This window comes from Arthrobacter sp. JZ12 (assembly GCF_035189165.1).
Classification (GTDB): Bacteria; Actinomycetota; Actinomycetes; order Actinomycetales; family Micrococcaceae; genus Arthrobacter_D.
In genome coordinates this window covers 726,205-748,085 of the sequence record NZ_CP045246.1, presented here as the reverse complement: position 1 = coordinate 748,085, position 21,881 = coordinate 726,205, and the positions used below count along the sequence as shown (strand labels likewise).

The 21,881-nt window shown below is 63.2% G+C and carries 19 protein-coding genes; 7 read left to right on the top strand and 12 right to left on the bottom strand.

What is annotated here, in order from left to right; translation table 11 throughout:
- Positions 1-31: 31 nt before the first annotated feature.
- A complete protein-coding gene (locus GC088_RS03590; RefSeq protein ID WP_323960580.1) occupies positions 32-955 on the bottom strand; it encodes an AEC family transporter in 924 nt (307 codons plus the stop codon).
- 187 nt (positions 956-1,142) lie between these two features.
- On the opposite strand from GC088_RS03590, the gene GC088_RS03585 reads away from it, so the two are divergent.
- The 3 genes from GC088_RS03585 to GC088_RS03575 all read left to right on the top strand — a co-directional run bounded on the left by GC088_RS03585 (position 1,143) and on the right by GC088_RS03575 (position 3,659).
- On the top strand, positions 1,143-2,522 hold the full coding sequence (locus GC088_RS03585) for a glycoside-pentoside-hexuronide (GPH):cation symporter (RefSeq protein WP_323960578.1): 1,380 nt from the start codon (positions 1,143-1,145) through the stop codon (positions 2,520-2,522).
- 85 nt (positions 2,523-2,607) lie between these two features.
- The gene (locus GC088_RS03580; RefSeq protein ID WP_323960577.1) at positions 2,608-3,282 is read left to right on the top strand and encodes a LacI family DNA-binding transcriptional regulator; all 675 of its coding nucleotides are present in this window, start codon (positions 2,608-2,610) and stop codon (positions 3,280-3,282) included.
- Complete coding sequence (locus GC088_RS03575) at positions 3,171-3,659, top strand: LacI family DNA-binding transcriptional regulator (RefSeq protein ID WP_323961898.1); 489 nt, start codon at positions 3,171-3,173, stop codon at positions 3,657-3,659. The genes GC088_RS03580 and GC088_RS03575 overlap by 112 nt, the downstream gene beginning before the upstream one ends.
- A gap of 2 nt (positions 3,660-3,661) precedes the next feature.
- Here GC088_RS03575 and GC088_RS03570 read toward each other — a convergent pair whose 3' ends face one another.
- The 7 genes from GC088_RS03570 to GC088_RS03540 form a co-directional block, all read right to left on the bottom strand.
- Positions 3,662-5,776, bottom strand: a complete 2,115-nt coding sequence (locus tag GC088_RS03570) for a family 10 glycosylhydrolase (protein ID WP_323960576.1) — start codon at positions 5,774-5,776, stop codon at positions 3,662-3,664.
- The gene (locus tag GC088_RS03565) at positions 5,773-6,672 is read right to left on the bottom strand and encodes a carbohydrate ABC transporter permease (RefSeq protein WP_323960574.1); all 900 of its coding nucleotides are present in this window, start codon (positions 6,670-6,672) and stop codon (positions 5,773-5,775) included. Before GC088_RS03565 ends, GC088_RS03570 begins: the two co-directional genes overlap by 4 nt.
- On the bottom strand, positions 6,672-7,574 hold the full coding sequence (locus GC088_RS03560) for a carbohydrate ABC transporter permease (RefSeq protein ID WP_323960572.1): 903 nt from the start codon (positions 7,572-7,574) through the stop codon (positions 6,672-6,674). The genes GC088_RS03565 and GC088_RS03560 overlap by 1 nt, the downstream gene beginning before the upstream one ends.
- Positions 7,575-7,636: 62 nt before the next feature.
- Positions 7,637-8,929 (bottom strand): ABC transporter substrate-binding protein, encoded by a 1,293-nt coding sequence (locus GC088_RS03555; RefSeq protein WP_323960570.1) that lies wholly within the window; start codon positions 8,927-8,929, stop codon positions 7,637-7,639.
- 91 nt (positions 8,930-9,020) lie between these two features.
- Entirely contained in the window at positions 9,021-9,965 is a 945-nt protein-coding gene (locus tag GC088_RS03550; protein WP_323960569.1) for a D-2-hydroxyacid dehydrogenase, read from the bottom strand.
- Complete coding sequence (locus GC088_RS03545) at positions 9,962-11,935, bottom strand: beta-galactosidase trimerization domain-containing protein (protein WP_323960567.1); 1,974 nt, start codon at positions 11,933-11,935, stop codon at positions 9,962-9,964. Before GC088_RS03545 ends, GC088_RS03550 begins: the two co-directional genes overlap by 4 nt.
- 68 nt (positions 11,936-12,003) lie before the next feature.
- Positions 12,004-12,888: an NAD(P)-dependent oxidoreductase gene (locus tag GC088_RS03540; protein ID WP_416377493.1), complete on the bottom strand. Its 885-nt coding sequence runs from the start codon at positions 12,886-12,888 to the stop codon at positions 12,004-12,006.
- 138 nt (positions 12,889-13,026) lie between these two features.
- Between GC088_RS03540 and GC088_RS03535 the strand changes: the two genes are divergently transcribed.
- The 3 genes from GC088_RS03535 to GC088_RS03525 are packed head-to-tail and all read left to right on the top strand — an operon-like array spanning position 13,027 to position 16,254.
- On the top strand, positions 13,027-13,821 hold the full coding sequence (locus GC088_RS03535; RefSeq protein ID WP_323960562.1) for a hydroxypyruvate isomerase family protein: 795 nt from the start codon (positions 13,027-13,029) through the stop codon (positions 13,819-13,821).
- 34 nt (positions 13,822-13,855) lie between these two features.
- Positions 13,856-14,614: a LamB/YcsF family protein gene (locus GC088_RS03530; protein WP_323960560.1), complete on the top strand. Its 759-nt coding sequence runs from the start codon at positions 13,856-13,858 to the stop codon at positions 14,612-14,614.
- Positions 14,611-16,254 carry a 5-oxoprolinase subunit B/C family protein gene (locus tag GC088_RS03525; RefSeq protein WP_323960558.1) on the top strand — a complete coding sequence of 548 codons (1,644 nt, stop codon included), beginning with the start codon at positions 14,611-14,613 and terminating at the stop codon, positions 16,252-16,254. Before GC088_RS03530 ends, GC088_RS03525 begins: the two co-directional genes overlap by 4 nt.
- Here the strand turns inward: GC088_RS03525 and GC088_RS03520 are convergent.
- Genes GC088_RS03520 through GC088_RS03510 form a run of 3 tightly spaced genes read right to left on the bottom strand, consistent with a single transcriptional unit; the run spans position 16,251 to position 18,623 of the window.
- A complete protein-coding gene (locus GC088_RS03520) occupies positions 16,251-17,516 on the bottom strand; it encodes a sensor histidine kinase (RefSeq protein WP_323960556.1) in 1,266 nt (421 codons plus the stop codon). The two genes, GC088_RS03525 and GC088_RS03520, sit on opposite strands and share 4 nt — an antisense overlap.
- Positions 17,509-18,219 (bottom strand): response regulator transcription factor, encoded by a 711-nt coding sequence (locus tag GC088_RS03515; RefSeq protein ID WP_416377492.1) that lies wholly within the window; start codon positions 18,217-18,219, stop codon positions 17,509-17,511. Before GC088_RS03515 ends, GC088_RS03520 begins: the two co-directional genes overlap by 8 nt.
- 8 nt (positions 18,220-18,227) lie before the next feature.
- Positions 18,228-18,623, bottom strand: coding sequence for a hypothetical protein (locus GC088_RS03510; protein ID WP_323960552.1), 396 nt, complete (start codon positions 18,621-18,623; stop codon positions 18,228-18,230).
- A gap of 397 nt (positions 18,624-19,020) precedes the next feature.
- Between GC088_RS03510 and GC088_RS03505 the strand changes: the two genes are divergently transcribed.
- Entirely contained in the window at positions 19,021-20,658 is a 1,638-nt protein-coding gene (locus GC088_RS03505; RefSeq protein WP_323960551.1) for an ABC-F family ATP-binding cassette domain-containing protein, read from the top strand.
- Here the strand turns inward: GC088_RS03505 and GC088_RS03500 are convergent.
- Positions 20,655-21,860, bottom strand: coding sequence for a hypothetical protein (locus GC088_RS03500; RefSeq protein ID WP_323960549.1), 1,206 nt, complete (start codon positions 21,858-21,860; stop codon positions 20,655-20,657). The two genes, GC088_RS03505 and GC088_RS03500, sit on opposite strands and share 4 nt — an antisense overlap.
- Between the last annotated feature and the right edge of the window lie 21 nt (positions 21,861-21,881).

Genomic DNA, 21,881 nt, shown 5'->3' with positions numbered 1-21,881 from the left:
CCTGGCGCATGGCTGGCACTAGAGCCCCGCTCTAGAGCAGTACCGCCGTCGCTATGAGGATCCAGGCAGGAAGCACCGCGCCCGACAGTATGGTTTGTGCGGCGGTAATCTGCGCCATCAGGGGTGCGTCGCCGCCCAGCCGGCGTGAGAACACATAGGAGCTGGTGGCGGTGGGCAGGGACTGGAAAACCACGCAAACGACGGCGGCCGGTCCGCTGAAGCCGAGCGCCAGACATAGCCCCAGGGTTGCGGCCGGTACTGGCAGGAAGCGGAGCAGGATCGCAGCCACGACCGGGCGGAGTGATTCGCGGGCGAAAACCCGTCCGTGAAGACCGGCGCCCACACAGATCAGCCCGATAGGCAGGGCGGCACCGCCGAGCATTCCCAGCACGCTGGCGATTAGTTGTACCACGGCGGACGGCACCGGTGCCTTGAGTGATTCCCCTACTGCGGGAATTGAACCGAGCAGATTGAGGGCCAGGCCGATCACGCAGGCGAGGATCAACGGATTGAAGAACACGGTGCGAAGAAGCGCCGCTCCCCGCGGTTTGTGGTGGCCATGGTGCGCCAGCGCAACGGTCGAGGCGAGGTTGACCAGCGGAACGAGAACCGCGGTGCCGAGTGCTGCGATGGCGATTCCGTCGCTCCCGAACAGGGCTGCCGCCGTCGTAACTGCGATGTAGGTGTTGAAGCGGACGGTGCCCTGGAAGACCGAGGTGAAGGCCGGCCCGTCGGAGCCGGCCGCAGGGCGGCGTACGGCGTAGGCGAGCAGCGAGGAGAAGAGGGCTGAGGCTGACAGGACCAGGACGATGGGGCCCGGTTCGAGACGCGCGAAGTCCGCCCGGGCGAGACCGGTTAGCAGCAGGGACGGGAGGAGAACGAAGTACGTGAGCTTTTCGAGGCCGGCCCAGAAGTCAGGCGACTGGATGAAGCGGCGTCGGAATGCGGCGCCCATCGCTATGAGCAGCGTCGCTCCGACGAGTGCGATGACTACGTTGAGGTCGATGGTGGCACGTCCGTTCGCTTGTTTCGTCTGTATCTATCCAACCAGCTTCCTTCGCGGGCGTAAGAAACACATATACTGCTCCTGAGAAAACGTTTTCCCGAGGACGCGAAACGCGACCGCGAACGAACAGGAACCCATGTTTCGTCGCCGCTCCAAACCTGAACTGAACCAGGAACTCCCCGCAGTCAGCGTCGTTGCCTATGGCGCCGGTGACATCGCCAACAGCATGACCTTCAGTACCATCGGCATGTTCCTGCTCGTCTACTACACCGACGTAGCCGGCATACCGGCCGCGGCAGCCGGATCGGTACTGCTGTTTGCCGGACTGTTCAACGGCTTCACGGATGTTGTGGCCGGCCGCATCGCCGACCGCAATCCGCAGCGACGACTCGGGAAGTTCCGCCCGTTCCTGCTGCTGGGCGCCCTTCCGCTCGGACTCTGCGTCGCGATGTTCCATGTGCCCGATATCGACCCAGCAGGCGCCCTGACCTACGCCTACCTCTCCTACTTCGCGTTCTGCCTGGTCTACAGCATGGTCAACGTGCCCTACGGCGCACTCGCCGGCGCGATCACCCGGCACCCACGCGGCCGCGCCCGGCTCGCGAGCGCCCGCACGGTCGGTGGCCTCACCACAACCTCCTTCCTCGGCATCTTCATCGCCCCTCAACTGACCAACGACGCCGACATCCAGGGCATCCTGACCACCCTCACCCTCTCCTTCGCTGTGCTGGGCACGATGCTCTATGCGTTCACGGCACTGGCCACGCGCGAACATATCCCCCAGTCAGCGCCAAAACTCTCGCTACGCGAAGCCGCCGCAGTGCTGCGCGGCAACGGACCGCTCCTGATCCTGTGCCTCAGTTCGCTTCTGTTCATGACCTCCAACGTTGCCCTCAATACCGCCAAAATCTTCTACCTTCGGGAGGTCTTCCACCGCCTCGACCTCTTCGCCGTTGTGGCCGCAGCCCAGGTGGTGATCACTCTCGCCCTCGCCGCAACCGTCCCGCGCATGGTGGCCCGCTGGGGCAAACGAGCCATCTACATCAGCGGCGGACTGGCAGGCGCGGCGGGCGGCATCGTCGTCTTCATTGCGCCCGAAAACCTGGTGGGACTGGCACTGGCCGGGATGTTTCTCAACCTGCTCGGCTCGGCGGCGATGAGCATCGTGATGTGGGCGCTGGTGGCCGACACAGTGGAATACGGTGAGTGGAAATCCGGCCATCGCACCGACGGCATCAACTACTCACTCCTCGCGTCGACCCGAAAGTTCGGCATGGCCTGCGGCGGCGGCCTTGCGGCCTTCGCACTCGCCTGGGGCGGCTACACGTCGGGGGCGCCTGAGCAGAGTACGACGGCGGAACTCGGCATCCGCGCGGCCGCCGGTCTGGTGCCGGCGATCATCCTGCTCCTCGCCGTGGGTGCCATGGCCTGGTACCGGCTGACCGACAAGACGCACGCCTACCTCGTGGCCCAGATCCAACAGCGGAACGTGGAACCGGAGGCGCCCACGCGGTAGCTGAGAACGTCGCCCAGCGCAGCCGCGCCCTACGCACACTTGCGCCGGTCCGCCTAATAGCATGGAGGAAACAGACAGGACACCAATGACGTCTCAGCTTCCACCTCGCAAGAGCGGCCGCGCCACCATCTCTGACGTAGCAGCACTCGCGGGCGTTTCTCCGGCGGCTGTGTCCAAAGTATTCAACAACACCGGCCGGATCTCGGAATCGACCAGCCAGCGCATTCGCGATGCGGCCCAAAAGCTCAACTGGGCACCGAGCGCCGCTGCGATCGCGCTCCGCAAATCCCGCACACAGGCCATAGGCCTGGTCCTTAACAGTTCCTCGCAGTTTCCCGATGTCGGAGCAGCGAACGTGGGCCTCATATCGGGCATCGAGTCCATCCTCGCTCCGAGAGAGTACGGACTTCTGCTCAACATTTTCATCACGGATACTCACGAAGAATCGACGTTCTACCGAAACCTTGCCGAACGGCAACGCATGGACGGGATCATCCTGACGGACTCTCAGGTCGGAGATACCCGGTTCGAGCTGGTCCGCCAGCTCGGCCTTCCCGCGGTGCTGATCGGTACCCCATGGAAGCCCGGAGTCGTGGAGTACGTTGACGCTGATCCCCCAGCGCCGGGATTCCTGAATCGGTGCGTCATCTGGTCGATTTCGGTCATCGGCGGATCGCATACATCGGTGGTCCGGCAGAGTCGGTGCTCCCCAGCATCCGACGCAATGCGTTCGAAGACACCCTTGCCTCGCTCGGGTTGAAGCCCCACGCGGTGATCAACACCAGATACTCACCGGCCAAGGCGGCCAGCGAAACCGCGCGCCTGCTCGATGAGCCGGAGTCCCCCACCGCCATCATGTACGGCACCGACACCATGGCTATCGCCGGCATGCGCACCGCGCAGAGCCGCGGTCTGCATGTTCCTCGCGATCTGTCGGTGGTGGGGTTCGAAGGACTTCAGATCGGTGAATGGATTGATCCGCAGTTGACCACTGTGCAGCGTTTCGCGGTGCAGCGCGGCCGTGCAGCGGCCGCCAAACTGATAGGGCTTCTCGGCGAGACCGTCGCCGAGGAGGTCCCGCTCGAGAAGCCCGTACTTGTGGTGCGAGGATCTACCGGACCTGCACCGAAGCGATGAATCTACCAGTCCAGCCGGATGGCACCCAGCTCATGCACCTCGCCAAGCTGGACGCGCACCGCTCCTGAATTGTCCAGGGCCCATTCCGTTTCTTCTACTTGACCGTTGGCTCCGAAGACGCGGACCGTTAGATCCGCCGGTTGAACGTCGCGGCCGGCAGCCACGGCGAGGCGGCTGACGTCGATTGTTGCGCAGAGATCCTCAAGCGGCCACACACTTCTCTGCTGGCCACGAAGAGCAGCTGTTCCCGTCAGGTTCGCGAAAGCGAAAGTGTAGCCGTCGTCCTGAACCCAACTGGCGCAATCTATGAGTCCTGGTCCCTCCAGAAGGACAGCGGAACCACCACCGAGCCCTTCACGCACAACGTTGCCCAGCAGGGTCAGATGATCCTCCAGCAAGACTTCGGCGTACAGCTCCGAGGCATTGAAGGCGATGACCCGAACGTAGCCGTCTCCGACAGGTGCCCCGAAGACCGCCGGTACCACCGCTTCAGAGCGGGGGTACACCTCCTCCATAGGGAGATCCGGATGGTCAGGTACGAAGCGCCAGTCAACACTGACTGCGGGCGGTGTCCGCAAGGTGGCGAGCCGCGTTCCGCCTATTATTCTGCCAGCCCCGTCGAGACCGGTGGAGAGACCTGTCCCCTCAGCGGGAACGATGTAGTTGTTCTTTACAACCTCATCTCGGCGTTCAACCAACTGCGCACCGAGCAGTTCAGTGATCAGCAGGTTCCCATCCGGCTTCACGGGCCCCGTCCCGATCACGACCAGGGACCCCCCGTTGCGAACGAATTGCTCCACGGCGGAAGCTGCCTCCAGACCGATCTCAGAAACTTCCGGCATGATCAGCAGGCGCGTTTCCGCGGCAAACAGGCGGTGTTGGCTACGCTCGTTCACGTACTCGAACGGCACCCTGAGCTCGACCAGCGCCTGATAGATACCGTTGCCTGCTTTCCTCGCGCTTGGACTCACCAGCGGACCGTCGACATCCCAGACGCAGACTTCGGCGGCGGGCCGAGCGTCCTGCCATAGGGGTGCTGCGGTCCGATGCAACTGGAAAGCGCGCTCCACGGCGGGAACCCAGCGACGATCATGAATGCGGGCGGCGAATTTTGTGAACCACGGAAACGCGCCATGGACAAAACCGTCAACGATCCACGTCACGGTTTCGGCTGAGGCGTTGACTGAGTCCTTCCACCGGTACCCGTGAGACTCCGGTCCCACGGAGGTTATGAGGCCGACGGGTTTGTCGGGATAGATCGAGCGTGTGCGCTTTGCGTCACGACCGGCGGCCCACTGTGTCTCTCCCTCATTCCGTGCCTGATGGTCCACCAGGAAGAACGGCACATGGTTACTGGCCACCGAGTCGTCGAGTTCTCGTGCCGCAAAAGAACCAAGGTTGGGGATGAAGCGTACTGTGGGTTTCACTGCCTGAACTGCTCTATCCCAGTGCGCCACCAATTCGCTCAACCTGCTGCGTCTCCAACGGTGGTAGGCCACCCACCGCTCACCGCCGACCGGATCCGCGGAGGTCGGTAGCTCCAGTCCGCTCGCGTCATGGAACAGACGACGGGCCGTGTCGGTATACGAGGGGCTGTGACCCTGCCAGCGGTTGGCGAAGATCGCGTCGACGTCATAGTCAGCCGCGATCTCGCGTGCGACCTCAGTGGTGAATTCCCAGTTGTAACCGCCATAGGCGTCTGTTACGTAGATTCCGCGGTAGGCCCAATGCTCGAAAAACTCGCCATCTTCAGTCCGCGCTATCCACTCGGGATGGGCATCCCGGACGTCCTGATGTACGGCGTGCGGGTCGACTCGCGCCATGACGGCCATGCCACGAGAACGGGCCAGGTCTACGACTTCCCCGAACAGGTCCCGGTTGCCAAGGTACGCGCTGCGGTAGTGGAGCGGGATTTTCGTGGGGTAGAACGCGATATATCCTCCTGCGCTTATACAGATTGCAGTGGAGGAGGTCCGCTCCATTACTTCTGCCCATTGGTTGATATCGAAGGTGAGCGGGTCATCCTCTACGAAGGTGAGTTGGGTCCATCGTTGTTCGCCGTGGTACCAGGCCGGCATCTGAATCGAGCTCCGGCCGGTGTACGTCTCCGTTGTCATTTGATTCCTGTCGTGGCGATGCCCTTGATGATGTATTTCTGCGCGAAGAGGAAGAAGAGCAGGATGGGAATCAGGGAGATCAGCGACATGGCGAACATGATTCCGATACCACTCTGTGTTTCGGTGTCTACGAGGGATTTGAGAGCGACCGGTACGGTATACAACTTCGTCTTCGTGAGGTAGAGGAGCGGCCCGAAGTAGTCATTCCATGTCCAGATGAAGGTGAAGATCGTCGTCGTAATCAGCGCCGGTTGCATAAGCGGCAAGATGACGGACCAGAAGATCCGGAAGGGTCCGGCTCCGTCGAGCATGGCGGCCTGGTCCAGCTCCTTAGGGATGGTGCGGATGAACTGCACCATCAGGAAAATGAATACTGCATCGGACGCCAGCAATTTGGGGATGAGCAGCGGAGCGTAGGTATTAATCCATCCGAGCTCAGCGAACAGGATGTACTGCGGAATGATCAGGACGTGGAACGGCAACATCATGGTCAGCAGAGTCAGCGAGAAGTACAGCTTGTTTCCACGGAAGTCGAGCCGGGCAAGCGCGTAGGCCGTCAGAGAACAGGAGAACAAGTTCCCAAGGATCGACCCGACTGCGATAAGCCCCGAGTTTATGAAGAACGTCGTGAAGGGCGTACCCAGTGCGTTCCATCCACCGGAATAGTTCTCGAGGGTGACCTCGGACGGGATGAGGCCGGTCTGGGACAGAATAAGGTTGCTCGGTTTGAAGGAGCTGATAACCATCCATACAAGGGGGTACAGCATCAGGCCGGCGAAGATCAGTAGGAAGACGTGCCGACGGAGGTTCCTTCGACGTTCCATGTGGCGACGTGGGGACCGCGCTACCGGTTCAAGCCCGGAGTCAAGCTTCATGACAGGGTCGATTGTGGACATTATTCGTCTCCGTAGTGAACCCAGCGCCGCGAGACGATGAAAGTGATGCCGGTTGCGATCGCGATCACTACCAGCAGGACCCATGCCATTGCCGCGGCGTAACCCATGTCGAAGTTCACGAAACCCTCCTGATAGATGTAAAGGGTGTAGAACAAGGTCGAGTCGAGCGGACCTCCGCTGCCGCCGCTGACGACGTGCGCCGGAGTAAACGCTTGGAAAGAGCCGATCATCTGCAGGATGAGGTTCAGGAAGATGATCGGAGTCAACAGCGGGATAGTGATCGAGAAGAATCGACGGACGCGGCCGGCGCCGTCCACCTGTGCGGCCTCGAGCAACTCATCCGGAATCTGCCGTAGACCGGCAAGGAAGATCACCATCGGTGAACCGAACGTCCAGATGTTGAGAACTATGAGGGTCCACGGCGCAGTGTCCGGGTTCTGCAGCCAACTTCCCGCTTCGATTCCGAAGAAGGCAAGGACCGTGTTGATCAGGCCGGCGTCGCCGAACAGTTGCCGCCAAAGGATTGCGATAGCGACGCTGCCGCCCAAGAGTGACGGTAGGTAGAACGCACTCCTGTACAGCGGCAGTCCTTTGATTCCCTTGTCGAGGATGATTGCAAGGAACAGCGCAAAAGCCAACTGCAGGGGCACGGAGACAACCACGTACAGCGCGGTGACCCTCGTGGAGGCCCAAAAACGCTCGTCCTCCATCATCCGGGTGAAGTTATCGAATCCGATGAACTCGGGGGCAGTGAGGAGGTCGTAGTCCGTGAAGGCTAGAAAAGCCGAAGCGATCAGCGGGCCTGCCGTCACCAGGATCATCCCAAGCATCCAGGGCAGGAGGAAGACGTGAGCAACCCAGCCCTGGTGCCGGTACGAAGCTTTGACGGGCTTAGCCGACATTCGCGGATGCTTCGGCGGGCTGCCGGATGTCGACGGTTGCTTGGGCTTCAGAATTGTTGACATCAGGCCTTCTCGATTTCGGCGCTGACTCCACTCACGAAATTGTTGGCGGCGTCGGAGACGCTGCGTTCACCGAGTGTGACCGCTTCCAGCTCGCGCGTGAGCATGGTCCGCCAGGAACCGGATCCGGCCGGAGCCTCGTAACGAGGACGCTGTTCCGTGGCTGCGACCTCTTTGGTAATAGCGATGACCTTCTGCTCGTCAGGTGTGGCGAACTCCTCGTATTCAGCCAGAAGCTTGGAACTGGGCGGTGCTCCTGCCGAAAGTCCCACCAACTTGAGCAGGTCGATCGAGTTCAGGTTGAAGCTCATCAGCTCGCCTGCTGCCTGGATCCGGTCGTCTTCGATGCCGGAGTACATGGCGAACCGGCTGTAGTAGGTGAAGTGATAACCGGCAGCAGCATCCTCGAGGGCCGGCATATCGCGCTGGTCAAACTCGTAGTCAGGGAAGGCTGCCGCATCATCAACAATGTGATTGGAGTTGGCGAACGTCACCAGCACCTTGTCACCGACGTCCGACCACCCCGGTTCGATTCCATCCTGCTCGCTGACTGTGGTGGTAACTCCGGCCTTTCGCAGCCTTTCCCACCACTCAATCCAAGCCGCGACCCCGTCGGTGCTGGCACCAAGCGTGCCTTCCTGGCTCCACAGGTCCTCGCCGTTCTGGCGAAGGAACGACTCAAACGGCATGTCGTGGTACGGACCGTACGTAGTTCCCCTGCGGCCACTCGGGTTGTTCTTGGTGTAGTCGGTCAGGAACTCAGCGAGGTTGTCCCACGTCAGGTTTTCGGGCAGCGCTACCCCATCCTCCTCCATGAAAGTCTTGTTGTAACGCAGAACCGGGCTGAACATCGACTTCGGCAGAGTGTTGAGTTCACCGTCCAATCGGTACAGCTCGATCTCCTTCTCCGTGAAGGCACTGAGGTCCAGTGAATCGACGTCCTCGAGGCTGCGGTAGATACCGGCATCCCGGTACGTCAGAACAGCAGGCGAGGGGATCCAGAAGACCTCGGGAACGTCCTTCGCCGCCATCTGGGTTGTCATGCGTTCCTGATAGGCGTTGTAGTCGCCGAATTCCGGCTCAACCGTGATGGTGGGATGTTCCGCACCGAAGGTTTCAAGAGAACTGAGGTAGGCCTTCTGACGGTCCGCTCCTCCCCACCAGGCGAAGCGGATTGTGCTGTTCCCGGCCTCGCCTCCACCGGACGGAGCACATCCGCTGAGACCCACCGCGCTCAAAGAGAGCGCGCCAATCCCGGTGAAGGCAAGGAAGTTCCTACGGCTGATGTCCTGCATGGTGTCCTTCTTTCGATACGGCGTTGTATGAATGATTTCTTAGTCGATCCCGGCGTGGATCGCCGTGGCCTGGTGTATTGGTAGCCCGGATTCAAGCCAAGGCAGAAACGTCGACCCGGTTCCTGTAGGGACGGTTGGAGGATCGTCTCCGCAAGTTGTCAAGGAAGATCTCCACACCGCGGGTAGCGGTAGCGGCGGTTGTTGCACCGTTGTGCGGTGTGATGATGACCCCCGGTAGCGTCCAGTAAGGCGAATCGCTCGGAAGTGGCTCTACCGCGTGCGCGTCGAGACCCGCTGCCGCGACTTTGCCGGACCGCAACGCGTCCAACAAATCCGAATCCCGCACGATGTTCCCGCGAGAGATGACGATTACGTGGGCTCCGTCGGGCAACTTCACGAGCACGGAAGAGTCGATGGCGCCCTCGGAATCCGGCGTAAGTGCCGCTGCCACGACGAGTACATCGCACGCGGCCGCAAAGCTGTGTAGCTGATCAGGACCGAACATCCGGTCCACCAAATCCGCATCCATGTCCGGTCTACGTCGCAGCGCGATGACCCGCATGCCGAAAGCGCGTGCCCGCAGAGCCAGCTCGCGGCCCACATTGCCGAACCCGTAGATGCCCATCGTCTGTCCGGCGAGTTCCGAATGGACGAACCGTTCCCAGCGGCGGTCGCGTTGGGAGTCGATCCATCGAACCGCTTTACGGTTCAGCATGAGTGCAAGCATCATCGCGTGCTCGGCCAACGGAACGGCACCGTTACCCGCAGACGAGGTGATCGGGATGCCACTGCTTCGCAACCGGGGCCCGACCTCGGACTCGACTCCCGCTGCCCAGGAGTGAACCCATTCGAGCGAAGAGAAAACTGGCAGTTCATCATCCCGCACGTTGCCCGCAACGATGGTGATCCTGGCGGGGTCAACGTCTAGGTCAGCGGCTGAAACCACCTGTACCTTCGGATACTCCACGCGCAGCCGTTCAGCGAGGGAAGCGGCTTGACTGCCGCGCACCAGCACCACGTCAACCGATGTGGTCACGGCTGCCTGCCCTCCAGCACAAGGACCTCGAAGTCTCCGACCTCGTCGAGCGTCAGCACAAGGTCGTTGCCCACGATGGTCGTCGACATCCCTTCCGGAGACACAAGGCTATGCACCCGCTGCCCGGCGGCTCCTGGAACCCGAACCGTAACTCCAGTAAAGGGAACCGCCGGGCCGAAACCATTCCGGCGTTGACCGGAATGGTTGAGCAGGTGAATGACCAGGCCCGCATCCGAGTGTCCCAGTACCACCTCCAGCTGCTCGGGCGCCTCGACAGTGACCTGCACGTCGGGACCCAGGAGTTCGACGACAAGGTCGACTGCCGCGTCCCTGATCCTCGTCAGTGAAAGGTCGCGGTATGCGGAGCCGGGCGTCCAGGGAACCTGGATGGCGCGTCCAGCCCCGAAGGAGCGCTCACCCAGCGCATGTTCTCCTCCGTGAACGTGCCCGTACGCTTTCTCGGGCGGACCGTAGGGCGCAGACGGAACGACTCGATGGCGCAGGCGCGCGTCAATCCGCCAGAGGAGAGAGTGGTGTCGGCCATACCGGGGAACCAGCGCCGAACCCTCAACCTGATCGGACCGATCTACTTGCACATAGGAGGATTTGAGGGCATGTGGGTCGCAATGGACGTTGGTTCGGCGTTCCCCGGGAAGCCAGTCGCTCACTGTGCCGTCATGGCGGACGCCGCTGGCACCCGTGGCCAACACCCGGCCTCCGTTTCGTACAAAGTTTTCCAACGCGCCATCCTGATCTTCTTTCAAAACCGGGAGATCTGGCAGAACCAGCACATGGAACCGTGCTAGTGGGACGCGTGCCAGGCTCCCAGCCGGAACGATGTCGAACGGGACGTGCCGCTCAACCAACGAGGAAAAGAGACCGTGGTACTCCGACAGGGAGTCCGAGTACCGGTCCGGCGATGTGCTCAGTGAGTCAGGCTTGATCAGTCCAACTCGCGCGGCGGGAAGCAAATCCTGATAGATGGCAGCATGATCGCGGTGGAAACGGGTGACGGCCGCGGCCGCCGGGAGGCAGTCGTACCTAATCCGTCCCGGCGCCCCCATGATGTACGTCGAAGGATTGCCTCCACGCGCAATCGTCTGGGTGAAGTACTGCGCAAACATGTGGGGTTGTTCGTCCGCCATCCGGTATGGCATGTCGAAAAAGGCAACGGAGTTCACGAGGACGGGCTTCTGTGGTTGCGAAACGCGGAACCCACCGACGGCCTCAGAGGTGGCGTGCGGCCAGAGTGTCCTGCCAAGCGCGTTGTTGGCCTCGTGGAACAGGATGTCCGCCGATCGACCCAAAATGAGACCTGCCTCGGGTTTTCGATCTGCAATATGCGCCCGGATCTTTGCGGTCAGCGCGTCAACGGTGTGCGCTGAGAACCGTTTCCAATCGAGATATCCAGGTGCCGAGGAATGTTCGGGCAGTTCGTCGATGCCGGTGAATTCGGTGAATTTCCTCCTACATGAACTGCAGTGGCACACCCCGTGCACACGGGATCCGTAATCCACTTCATTGAAGCCGAACCAATTGAAGAAGAAGCCGTCGACCGGGTACCGATCCAGGACCTCATCGATAATCTCCAGTGTGCGTTCCTGGTAGTACTCGCCGCTCGGGCAGACGCTTACCAGGTCTTCGAAGACCTGCAGTTCACCGGTCCTGGAAACGAAACACCATTCGGGGTGCTCCTGTGCAATACGCGGATGCACCTTGGAGAAGTCCATGCGGGCGAGAAGTCGCACACCCCGTTCATGGGCAGCGGCAACTGCGTCCCCCACCAGATCACCGCTCGACCGTGATCTAAGCAGCGGATTCCGTGTTTGGAACGGTAGGTCGGTTGGGTAGTGGGAAAGAATCCCACCAACGTTCAGGAGCCAGACGTTGGCGCCGTGGTCCTGAATGGCGTCGAGGGCGTCCTCAACATCGAGGTCGGCATCGATCTCGCGGAGATTCGTCTGGAACATTTGAAAAGGCCGATTCCACCAGCCGGTCCGAACCTGCTCGCCCGCCTGCGAGACGGGTACGGCGGCCGTCATGCGTTGACCGCTGCATTCGCATTGCGAGCGGAGGAGACCAGAATCGAGTGGTCTAGCCCTCCATCGCCACGCTCAACAATGGATTGCACAAGGCCGGAGACCAGTGAAGTGACCGGCAGGGAAAGCCCAGCCGTCCGGGCTGCGTCGTTGACTATGTTCAGATCCTTGTGGTGCAGCTCCGCTCGGAACCCCGGCCGATAGTCATCCTCGAGTACGCCGGCGGTCTTCCGGTCGATCACCGTACTGCCACCAAGACCCCTTGCAATAACGGATAAGGCAAGTCCGACGTCGGCCTGCTGGGCTTCAAGAAATACAACAGCTTCGGCGAGCATCTGTAGGTGCCCAGCCACCACCAACTGGTTGGCAGCCTTGACTGTCTGCCCCGCCCCCGATTCACCGACATGCACCACTGTGGTGCCCATGGCCCCCAGTTCCTTATGCCACCGCTCAAAGTCTCCTTGGTCTCCTCCGACCATGATGGAGAGGGAGCCTTCTTTCGCTCCTGCTTCGCCTCCTGATACAGGCGCATCCAGTACGCTGTAACCCTGGTCGCGGAACGCGGCTGCAATCCTCCGCGCCACCGCAGGGGAGATCGTGCTCATGTCAATGTAACCGGCTCCCGGACCGAGGGAGGCGAGAATACCTTCATCGCCCAGGGCCACCGCTTCAACGTCGGGGGAATCCGGCAGCATCGATATGACCACGTCCGCGGTTTCGACTGCTGCCCTCACCGACTCGACCACCGGAATTCCTAGAGCGGACGCAGCGTTTCTGCTTTCTTGACTGCGGCTGAAAGCCGAGACGGAATGACCCGCCTTGACCAAGTTGGCAGCCATCGGCCTACCCATGATTCCCAGGCCGATGAATCCTATCGAGGTCATACGGGCAATCTCCTTCGACTGTTCGTAAATCGTTGTATCAGTAAGCCGTAGCTTTGTGATGTGAGCCACAACGTGCATTAGTATTTCGATTTACCAACCGAGAGTCAACCCCTCGGGTACTGAAGCCGAAGGAGCACCGTGATCTTCACAGCGAACATCTCCATCCTGTTCACCGAGCTGCCTCTCCTCGAGCGCCCTGCAGCGGCCAGGGCAGCCGGATTTCGAGCAGTTGAATGCTGGTGGCCCTTTGAGCAACCCGTTCCAACACGCTTCGAGGTTGATTCGTTTCTTGCCGCGCTCGACCGCGCCGGGGTCGCTCTGAGCGGTCTCAACTTCTTCGCTGGGGATATGTCATCCGGGGACCGCGGTATCCTTTCCCATCCCGACCAACGCGAAGTTTTTGACGCCAACCTGGACGTGGTGCACGCGTTGGCACAGTCCACCGGCTGCCGGTCGTTCAATGCCCTCTACGGGCAGCGGCTTCCAGGGATCGAACCGGCCGAGCAGGAGGAGACTGCTATCGAAAACCTGAAGAGGGCCTCCGCCGCCGTGGCACCTTTCGACGGGCAGATTCTGCTTGAACCGCTCACTGGCGGCGAAAATGGCGACTATCCCCTCCTCAGGATGGAAGACGCGCTGGCCGTGGTCGACCGCGTCGGTTCATCCTCAGTGAAGCTCCTGTTCGATGCGTATCACCTGCACAACAACGGGCATGATGTGACGCAGGAGCTGAAGCGTCACGCTGAGCGAATCGGGCACGTCCAGATCGCTGATAGCCCGGGCCGAGGGCAGCCGGGAACCGGCCGCATCGACTTCCAATCCTTCTTCTCGGCTGTAGAAAGCAGCACTTACGAGGGCTTGATCGGATGTGAGTACCGCCCGCAGGGCCCCACAGTCCAAAGTTTCGAGTGGATGCGCCAGCATGTAGCGTGAGGGATGCCGTGCCGCACCCAGCAGGAGGATCACCATGGCGTCCATCGACCTCAACAGCGATGTCGGCGAATCGTTCGGCAGCTGGGCCATGGGCGACGACGCCGCCATGTTCCGCTCCGTCTCCAGCGCGAACGTGGCATGCGGCTTCCACGCCGGCGACCCCTCCACCATCGCTCAGACCTGCCGCGACGCCGTTGCCTCCGGCGTCACCATCGGCGCCCACGTGGGCTACCGCGACCTCGCCGGTTTCGGCCGACGCTTCCTCGACTGCTCCCCCACTGAACTCGCCGACGATGTCCTCTACCAGATCGGCGCGCTCGACGCGCTTGCCCGGTCGGCCGGCGGGCGGATCCGTTACGTCAAACCACACGGCGCCCTCTACAACACGATCGTCACCCACGAGGTCCAGGCACAGGCAGTGGTCGACGCCGTCCGCTCCTTCGGCGGCGACCTCCCCCTGCTGCTCCTGCCCGGCTCGGTCGCCCTGAAGAAAGCCGAAGCCGCCGGGCTTCGCGGAGTTGCCGAAGCCTTCGCCGACCGCGCCTACAATTCGGACGGCACCCTGGTCTCCCGCCGCGAACCCGGTGCCGTCCTGCACGACGAAAAGACCGTCGCCGCCAACATGGTCCGGCTTGCCACCGAGGGCGTCCTCATCGCGCGCGACGGTACCGCTCTGAAGACGAACGCCGAAAGCATCTGCCTGCACGGCGACACCGACGGCGCTGTGGCGATGGCCGCCGTCGTCCGCCGCGAACTGGAAGCCGCCGGCGTGACAATCCGGAGCTTTGTGTGACCCCTGTTTCGCTGTCAGGGGACCTTCCCGGGAAGGTGCGCGACATCCGATGGGCAGGAACGCAGGCCCTCCTCGTTGACCTCGACTCTTTGAACGCAGTCCTCGCCCTACACTCACACCTTCAGGAGCGTCCCCTCGAGGGGCAGGTCGACGTCCTCGCCGCCGCGGAGACTGTCCTCGTCGTCTTCCGTTCCTCCGCTGCCGCCCGTGCAGCCCGACCGGTCATCGCGGCACTGGATGTCGCGGCGCCCGCCATCGGCGCGGCATCCGCTGATCTGGTTCAGATCGAAGTGGTGTACGACGGCGAGGACCTCACCGAAGTGGGCCGGCTCACCGGACTGGGAGTAGACGGAGTCATCGCCGCCCACACCGACCAGGTATGGACCGCTGCCTTCGGCGGGTTCGCGCCCGGATTCGCCTATATGGTCGGCGAGCACGACGGTCTTAACGTCCCGCGCCGCAGCACGCCACGCACTGCCGTTCCGGCCGGCTCGGTGGCGCTGGCCGGCAACTTCTCCGCCGTCTATCCGCGCCGCTCCCCCGGCGGCTGGCAGCTGATCGGCCGCACCGCTGCACGCCTGTGGGACCTGCACCGAAGCCCGCCCGCCCTCCTGCGGCCGGGTATGAGAGTGCAGTACCTCGCGGTCCGCGAACTCATCGAAACCTCCAGCGCGCACCTCAACAAGGACGACGTCGGTGGCCCGCGCGGTAGTGCCTTCCCCTGCTCGCTCGAGGTTCTATCGCCCGGACCCCAGTCACTGCTGCAGGACCTTGGCCGGCTCGGGCTGGGCGACCTCGGCGTCTCTCCTTCCGGAGCGGCCGACCTCGTGAGTGCCCGCCAGGCCAACCGCCTGGTGGGCAATGAACCGGGGGACGCCGTCGTCGAAATGGTTTTTGGTGGACTGGCGGTGCACACCACCGGTGAGGTGACCGCGGCGCTTACCGGCGCCTCGGTGTCGGCCCGGATAACGGGGCCGTACGGGGAGCGATCAGCTCCGATGTGCGCCGGGTTCGCCCTGCACACCGGCGAGGAGCTGCACATTCCAACGCCCGACGCCGGCCTCCGCACCTATCTTGCCGTGCGCGGCGGCTTCGATGTTCCGCCGGTGCTGGGCAGCCGAGCGACTGACCTGCTGTCGGGGATCGGGCCGGAGCCGCTCAGCTCCGGCTCTGTGTTGCCGGTAGGTGAAGTGACCCGAGGGCACGTGGTTGGCGAGCCGGAGCCGTCGACGCTGCCCGCCGAACTTGTAAAAGACGATGGGCCGGTGACCCTGCGGTTCGTGCGCGGACCCCGCGACGACTGGTTCACCTTCAACTCCCTGAACACCCTCACCGGACAGGAATGGAACGTGACCGCCGAGTCCAACCGCGTGGGTCTGCGCCTCGGACTTCCCATCGAGGATCGTGCCGGAAAGGCGCAGCCGCTTGAGCGGGTCCGCGAAGGTGAACTGCCCAGCGAAGGGGTCGTTGCCGGGGCGCTGCAAGTGCCGCCGTCGGGCCTGCCTGTTCTGTTCCTCGCCGACCATCCGGTGACCGGCGGGTATCCGGTGATCGGCGTCGTCGTGCCCGAGGACCTGCCCACCGCCGCACAGCTCAGGCCCGGCGCGGCAGTACGGTTTGCGGAGGTGGACCCAGGCTAGGGGCGGGACCGCTTCGGGAGCATGAGCGTGAACGTCGTGTGCTCCTCAGGACCTAACACCAGGTGCCCGCCGATGGCGTCGGCCAGCTCGGACGCCACGGCGAGACCGATGCCCTCCCCCGAACCAGAACCCGAAGCCGCCGCAGAGCCGGAAGCATTCGATGCCGTCCGCCGCGCGAAGATGCGGTCGCTGCGCGGGCGAGGACCCTCGTCGCTGACGGACAGGCTGAGGTGGCTGCCGGCGTCGGCCGCCTGCACGGTGATGGCACCCTTCCCGTGATTGAGGGCGTTCTCGATCAGGACATCGAGAATCTGGTTCACCGGACCGGGGTTGGTGACCGCAGGAATTGCGCCCGAACCGCTGACGATCCTGCGGTTGCGTGCCTCTGTCTGGCGCTGCCACCGGTTGGCCGCTTCGGTCGCAACGGTGGCGAGGTCCAGCTCCCTGGCACCGGCCGGCCGATGCCCGCGCGCCAGTTCGAGGAGCTCGCTCACCGCCGTGGAAAGCCGGTCGATTTCGCCCAGCGAGTGGTTCAGCTGCGCGGCTACCGTCGGCGGGGTCTCCTTCCAGTAGCTCAGATCCTCTAGCTCGAGGCGCAGCGCGGTGATCGGCGTGCGGAGCTGGTGGGAAGCGTTGGCGGCGAATTCACGTTCCCGCCGCAAAAGTTCGGCGAGCGCCTGGGAACTCGTATGCAACGCTGTCCCGATCTCCTGCGCTTCGGGGACCGAGTACTGCTTCTCCTCGAGGTCGAATTTGCCGGTACCCAGCTGTTCGGCGACGACGGCGAGCTCCTGGAACGGTCGGGCTAGCAGCCGCGCCAGGATGAATCCGGCGAACGCCGAGAACACAATGAGCGCCAGACCGATGAGGACCACGGGCATCACTGCTCCGGCAACACGGTCGGCAACCAAAGTCCCGGTGCGTTCGAGTGTGACCGACGAGCCGTTGCCGAGTTGCCGGGTGACCCTGATGTCGTCCGGGTGGCCGGTCAGCTCCGGACCGGCGGAGAGCACGGCGCTTGTCGGATCCGTATAGCTGACCCGATCGCCTTCCTGCAGGAGTGTTTGCAGATAGGAAACTGTAATTCCCCTGCTCTCGGCGACATCGGGCAACGTGACGGCCAGCAGGTCCGCGGCGCGCTCGATCTTCTGCTGCTCGAACTGCAAGGCCTGGTCCGCCACAACGTAGGCCCGCGGCACGCCATAGAGTGCAACCACGACGATCGCCAGACCCACAAATGCCGCGATCAGCCGCTCACGCATCCTCCGGGCCGTCCTCCAGCCGAAAGCCTACTCCCCGCACTGTGACGACCCGGATGTCGCCTCCCGCGTCATCGAGCTTCTGCCTCAGCCTGCCGACCGTAACGTCGAGGGTCTTCGTGGAGCCGAACCAATTCTCGTCCCACACCTCGTCCATCAACCGTTCACGTGTGACCACCGCTCCCCGGTCCTGGTCGAGCAGCGCCAGCACGTCGAATTCCTTGGCCGTGAGCGGAAGCTCGGCTCCCCTTATCGAGGCGCGGCGGCCCTGCCGATCCAGTCGAAAGGTCGGCCCACCGGTGTCGGGCGAGGACGACGACGGCGCCGGCTGGCCGCGCACGACGGTGCGGCGAAGCAGCGCCCGGGTGCGGGCGAGCAGTTCGGCCAGCCCGAAGGGCTTGGCCATGTAGTCGTCCGCTCCAATGTCTAGGCCCACCACGCGGTCGAGCTCGCCGCCCCGGGCGGTAAGAATGAGGATGCCGCCGTTGAAGCCCGACTCGCGGATTCGGCGGCAGACCTCGAGACCTTCGATGTCGGGCAACCCAAGGTCCAGGACGATGAGGTCGAAGGGTTCGTGTGCTGCGAGGGTGATCCCGGGAAGGCCCTCCGAAACCCGCTGAACGTTGTAGCCCTCGCGCTCAAGGGTGCGTACCAGCGGCAGCGCGATGCCGTCGTCGTCCTCCACCAGCAGAATCGAGGTCCCCACGCTGGGAATCATACCGGTGGCCGGGCATTCGTATCCGGGCGTGGGTGGAAGAAGCGCGGGAGGAGCAGCACCATAATGAGAAGGCCGAGTGCCACCGAAATTACGCCCAGAACCGCGTTGCTTCCCATCCAAGCATCGGCGACGGTTCCGGGCAGGCCTACGGTGAGCGAGAGAAGATGCCCGATGACGGTGGCGACGGAGATCAACGCTAGAACGATACGACACCCAAAGCAGTAGTTCCGCCACAGCTTGAGGCTGGCGGCGGCTGCAAGGATGCCGAACACGAGCAATAACAGCGATAGGTACTGGGTATCGCGCAGAAACCGCAGCCCCTCGATCGCCTGAATGAGTGCGAGTCCCAGTCCCGCCGTCGTAATCACGATCCCGCGTAGCGGAGGGCGCATCAGCAGCCCCTGCCCAGCGCACAGGTAGCTTTGCCGCACCCGGTAAGTGCACTCATGGTTTCGGTTTCCTTCACGTCCCTTCGCGGCCGAAGCACTGCACCCTCCCCGAACGGTGGGAGGGTGCAGGCTTATTCAGTCCGGGCGGCGTTGCGCCGTCCGAATGAAAGGGTGCGGGAACGGTGGGGGGACACGTCCCCGCACCCCGTCCTGGGGGTACTGCTGATTTGAAGGTTCCGCCTGTGTCTGGACGGCTTCCCAGGTGTTGTTCCAACGTTATGAGAGGGCACGCAACAGCCGGGCAACAGGAGTTCCTCACCCGATCAACGATAAGGACACAGGGTGCGCCCCCATCTTGTTACCCGCGGGTAACTTCAGCGGTGGCTCCTAAACTGAACCAATGACTGCAACCCTCGTGGCCAAGGCGCTCTCCGGCGGCCACGCCCACCGCACATTGTTCTCCGGCCTGGATCTCACCGTCATCCAGGGTGACGTGGTCGGGGTGGTAGGAGCCAACGGTGCCGGGAAGTCCACCCTGCTTCGCCTGCTTGCCGGGGTGGATGAGCCGCTGGCGGGAACCGTGATGACGTCCCCGAAGGATGCGTTTGTCGGGTGGCTGCCGCAGGAACACGAGCGGACCCCGGACGAAACTGTGGAGCAGTACATCGCCCGCCGCACGGGAGCCGCCGCCGCAACAATCGCGATGGAGTTGGCAGCCGAGGAGCTGGGCACCGGAGCCAAGGGCGCTGACGACCGCTATGCCTCCGCCCTCGATCACTGGCTCGCCTCCGGCGCCGCCGATCTGGAGGATCGGCTCCCGGAGGTGCTTGCCGACGTCGCGCCCGGGGTTGCGCAGGACGCATTGGTGACGGGGCTGTCGGGTGGCCAGCTCGCTCGAGTGGCACTGGCGGCGCTGTTGCTCAGCCGCTTCGACATCGTGCTGCTGGATGAACCGACCAACGACCTGGACCTTGACGGGTTGGCGCGGCTTGAGGAGTTCATGCGGAATCTCCGGGGAGGGGCCGTTCTCGTGTCCCACGATCGGGAATTCCTGGCGCGCTGCGTGACCACCGTCGTCGAACTGGATCTGGCACAGAACTCCGTGGCCGTGTACGACGGCGGCTACGACGCCTTTCTCGAGGAACGCGCCGTGGCGAAGCGGCACGCCCGCGAAGCCTACGAGGAGTACGCCGAGAAGAAGCAGGACCTCGTTGCGCGTGCCCGCACGCAGCGCGAGTGGAGTTCGCAGGGCGTCCGGAACGCGATGAAGAAAAACCCGGACAATGACAAGATCCGGCGCCGTGCCAGCGTGGAGTCTTCCGAGAAGCAGGCGCAGAAGGTGCGTCAGATGGAGTCGCGGATCGCACGTCTCGAAGAGGTGCAGGAACCGCGCAAGGAGTGGCAGCTACAGTTCACGATCGGCTCGGCGCCGCGTTCAAGCTCTGTGGTTGCGACGCTCAACGCCGCGGTTGCCCGGCAGGGTGACTTCACGCTCGGTCCGGTGTCGCTGCAGCTCAACGCGGGCGAGCGGATCGGCATTACCGGTCCCAACGGTGCCGGTAAGTCGACGCTGCTGCGGCTGCTCCTCGGGCATCAGGCCCCCGACGACGGCGCTGCCTCGCTGGGTGGCAATGTCGCCGTCGGGGAAATAGACCAGGCGCGGAGCCAGCTTGCCGAGGACGCAACCCTTGCGGCGGCGTTCGAGGCCGCGGTGCCCGAGTTTTCCCAGGCGGAGGTCCGCACGCTGCTCGCCAAGTTCGGGTTGAAGACGGATCAGAGCGGCGCCCTGGTCGGCAGGCTCTCCCCCGGCGAGCGGACCCGGGCGGGGCTGGCGCTGCTGCAGGCGCGCGGGGTGAATCTGCTGGTGCTCGATGAACCCACCAACCATCTTGATCTTCCGGCAATCGAGCAGCTTGAGGAGGCGTTGGAGAGTTACACGGGAGCGCTCCTGCTGGTCACGCACGACCGGAGGATGCTCGCGAACGTGCGGCTCGACGCGCGCTGGGAGGTCGACGGCGGGCAGGTAAGCGTGCGCTAGACCGATGCCTTCGTCGGGTGGCTACCACGGGCATTCAGCCGCGCCCCACGCATTCTCGTTCCGGCCTTGACCACAAGGTACGGAAGCCAGCAGAACGGCTGAAATACAAGGGCGGCAAAGAAGAAGCCGGACCACACTTCCTCCTCCAGACCGGGGCGGCTGGGGATCAACGCCCAGACAGAGGCAATGAGCACTCCCCCGGAATAGATGAATATGTAGGGCCAGCGAAGGTAGCTGCGGAGAAAGTAGAAGAACCCGAATCCGAAAGCGAGGACACACAGGAGGCTGACTAGCGGGTTGAACGGCTCAAGGTACCCGCGCTCTGCCGCCAGCTGCTGGAAGAACACAGCAGTTAACAGCCAGACGAAAATCAGCCCCGTCAAAAACCAGGTCCGGGCCGGGTGCCGGGCGCGCCTGTTCTTAAGCTCAGGATCCTTGGCCTCTTCCGCCTGGCGGACCTGTTGGTCGAGCGCGACCCACCGGGTAGCAAGCTCCTGCTCGTCGGCCAACCAGCCATCCGAGAAGGTGTAAGGAACGAGGTCCCCCGCAGCGTTGAGATGCTCCAACCTGCCGGCGTCATCAAGAACCTGAGTGTCGTGTCGGAAAAGGACCCGCGGAGTGTAAAGCAGCGGAATTCCTGCACTCGCGAAGTGGCTCAGCCACAGGTCAACGCTCTCATCCTTGTGCGATGAGAAGGGCACGCTGAGCAGGTCCTGGCGGCCGTCGTCGTCGTACCGGATGTACAGGACAGGAGCAGTCTCAGTGACGGGCATGCCGCGGGGCGTCAGCGTCCGGCGGACGATAGCGAAGGACGCCACCACGGAGGTCACCGCGGTGAGTGGAATGGTCCGCCGGCGGGCCGGCTCGTCGATGGCAAGTTGCACGCCCTTGCCGAAGGGGCTGCGCCACTCCACGGACTCGATGCGCTCCCGGAACAGGGTGAACGCGGACAGGTGCGCGTAGTGCCAGCGCAACTTGCGCCAGTGCCCAAAGATCTTGACCGCCATCCAGGCTCCTGCCGGCACCACTGGCAGGAGAAGCAGGAGCCAGGCATTCCGGTGGACAACAAACAACAGCAACGGCGCGAGCGCGAGTGTCACCCCGCACAGGGTCCCGACGCCGAAGACAATTGCGGCCGTGGCGCGCCAGAACAAGTCCGGCGGAGTCAGCGCGTTCGTGGAAATCAGGCCTGGCTGGGTCATAAATCCCGTCCCCCCATGAGC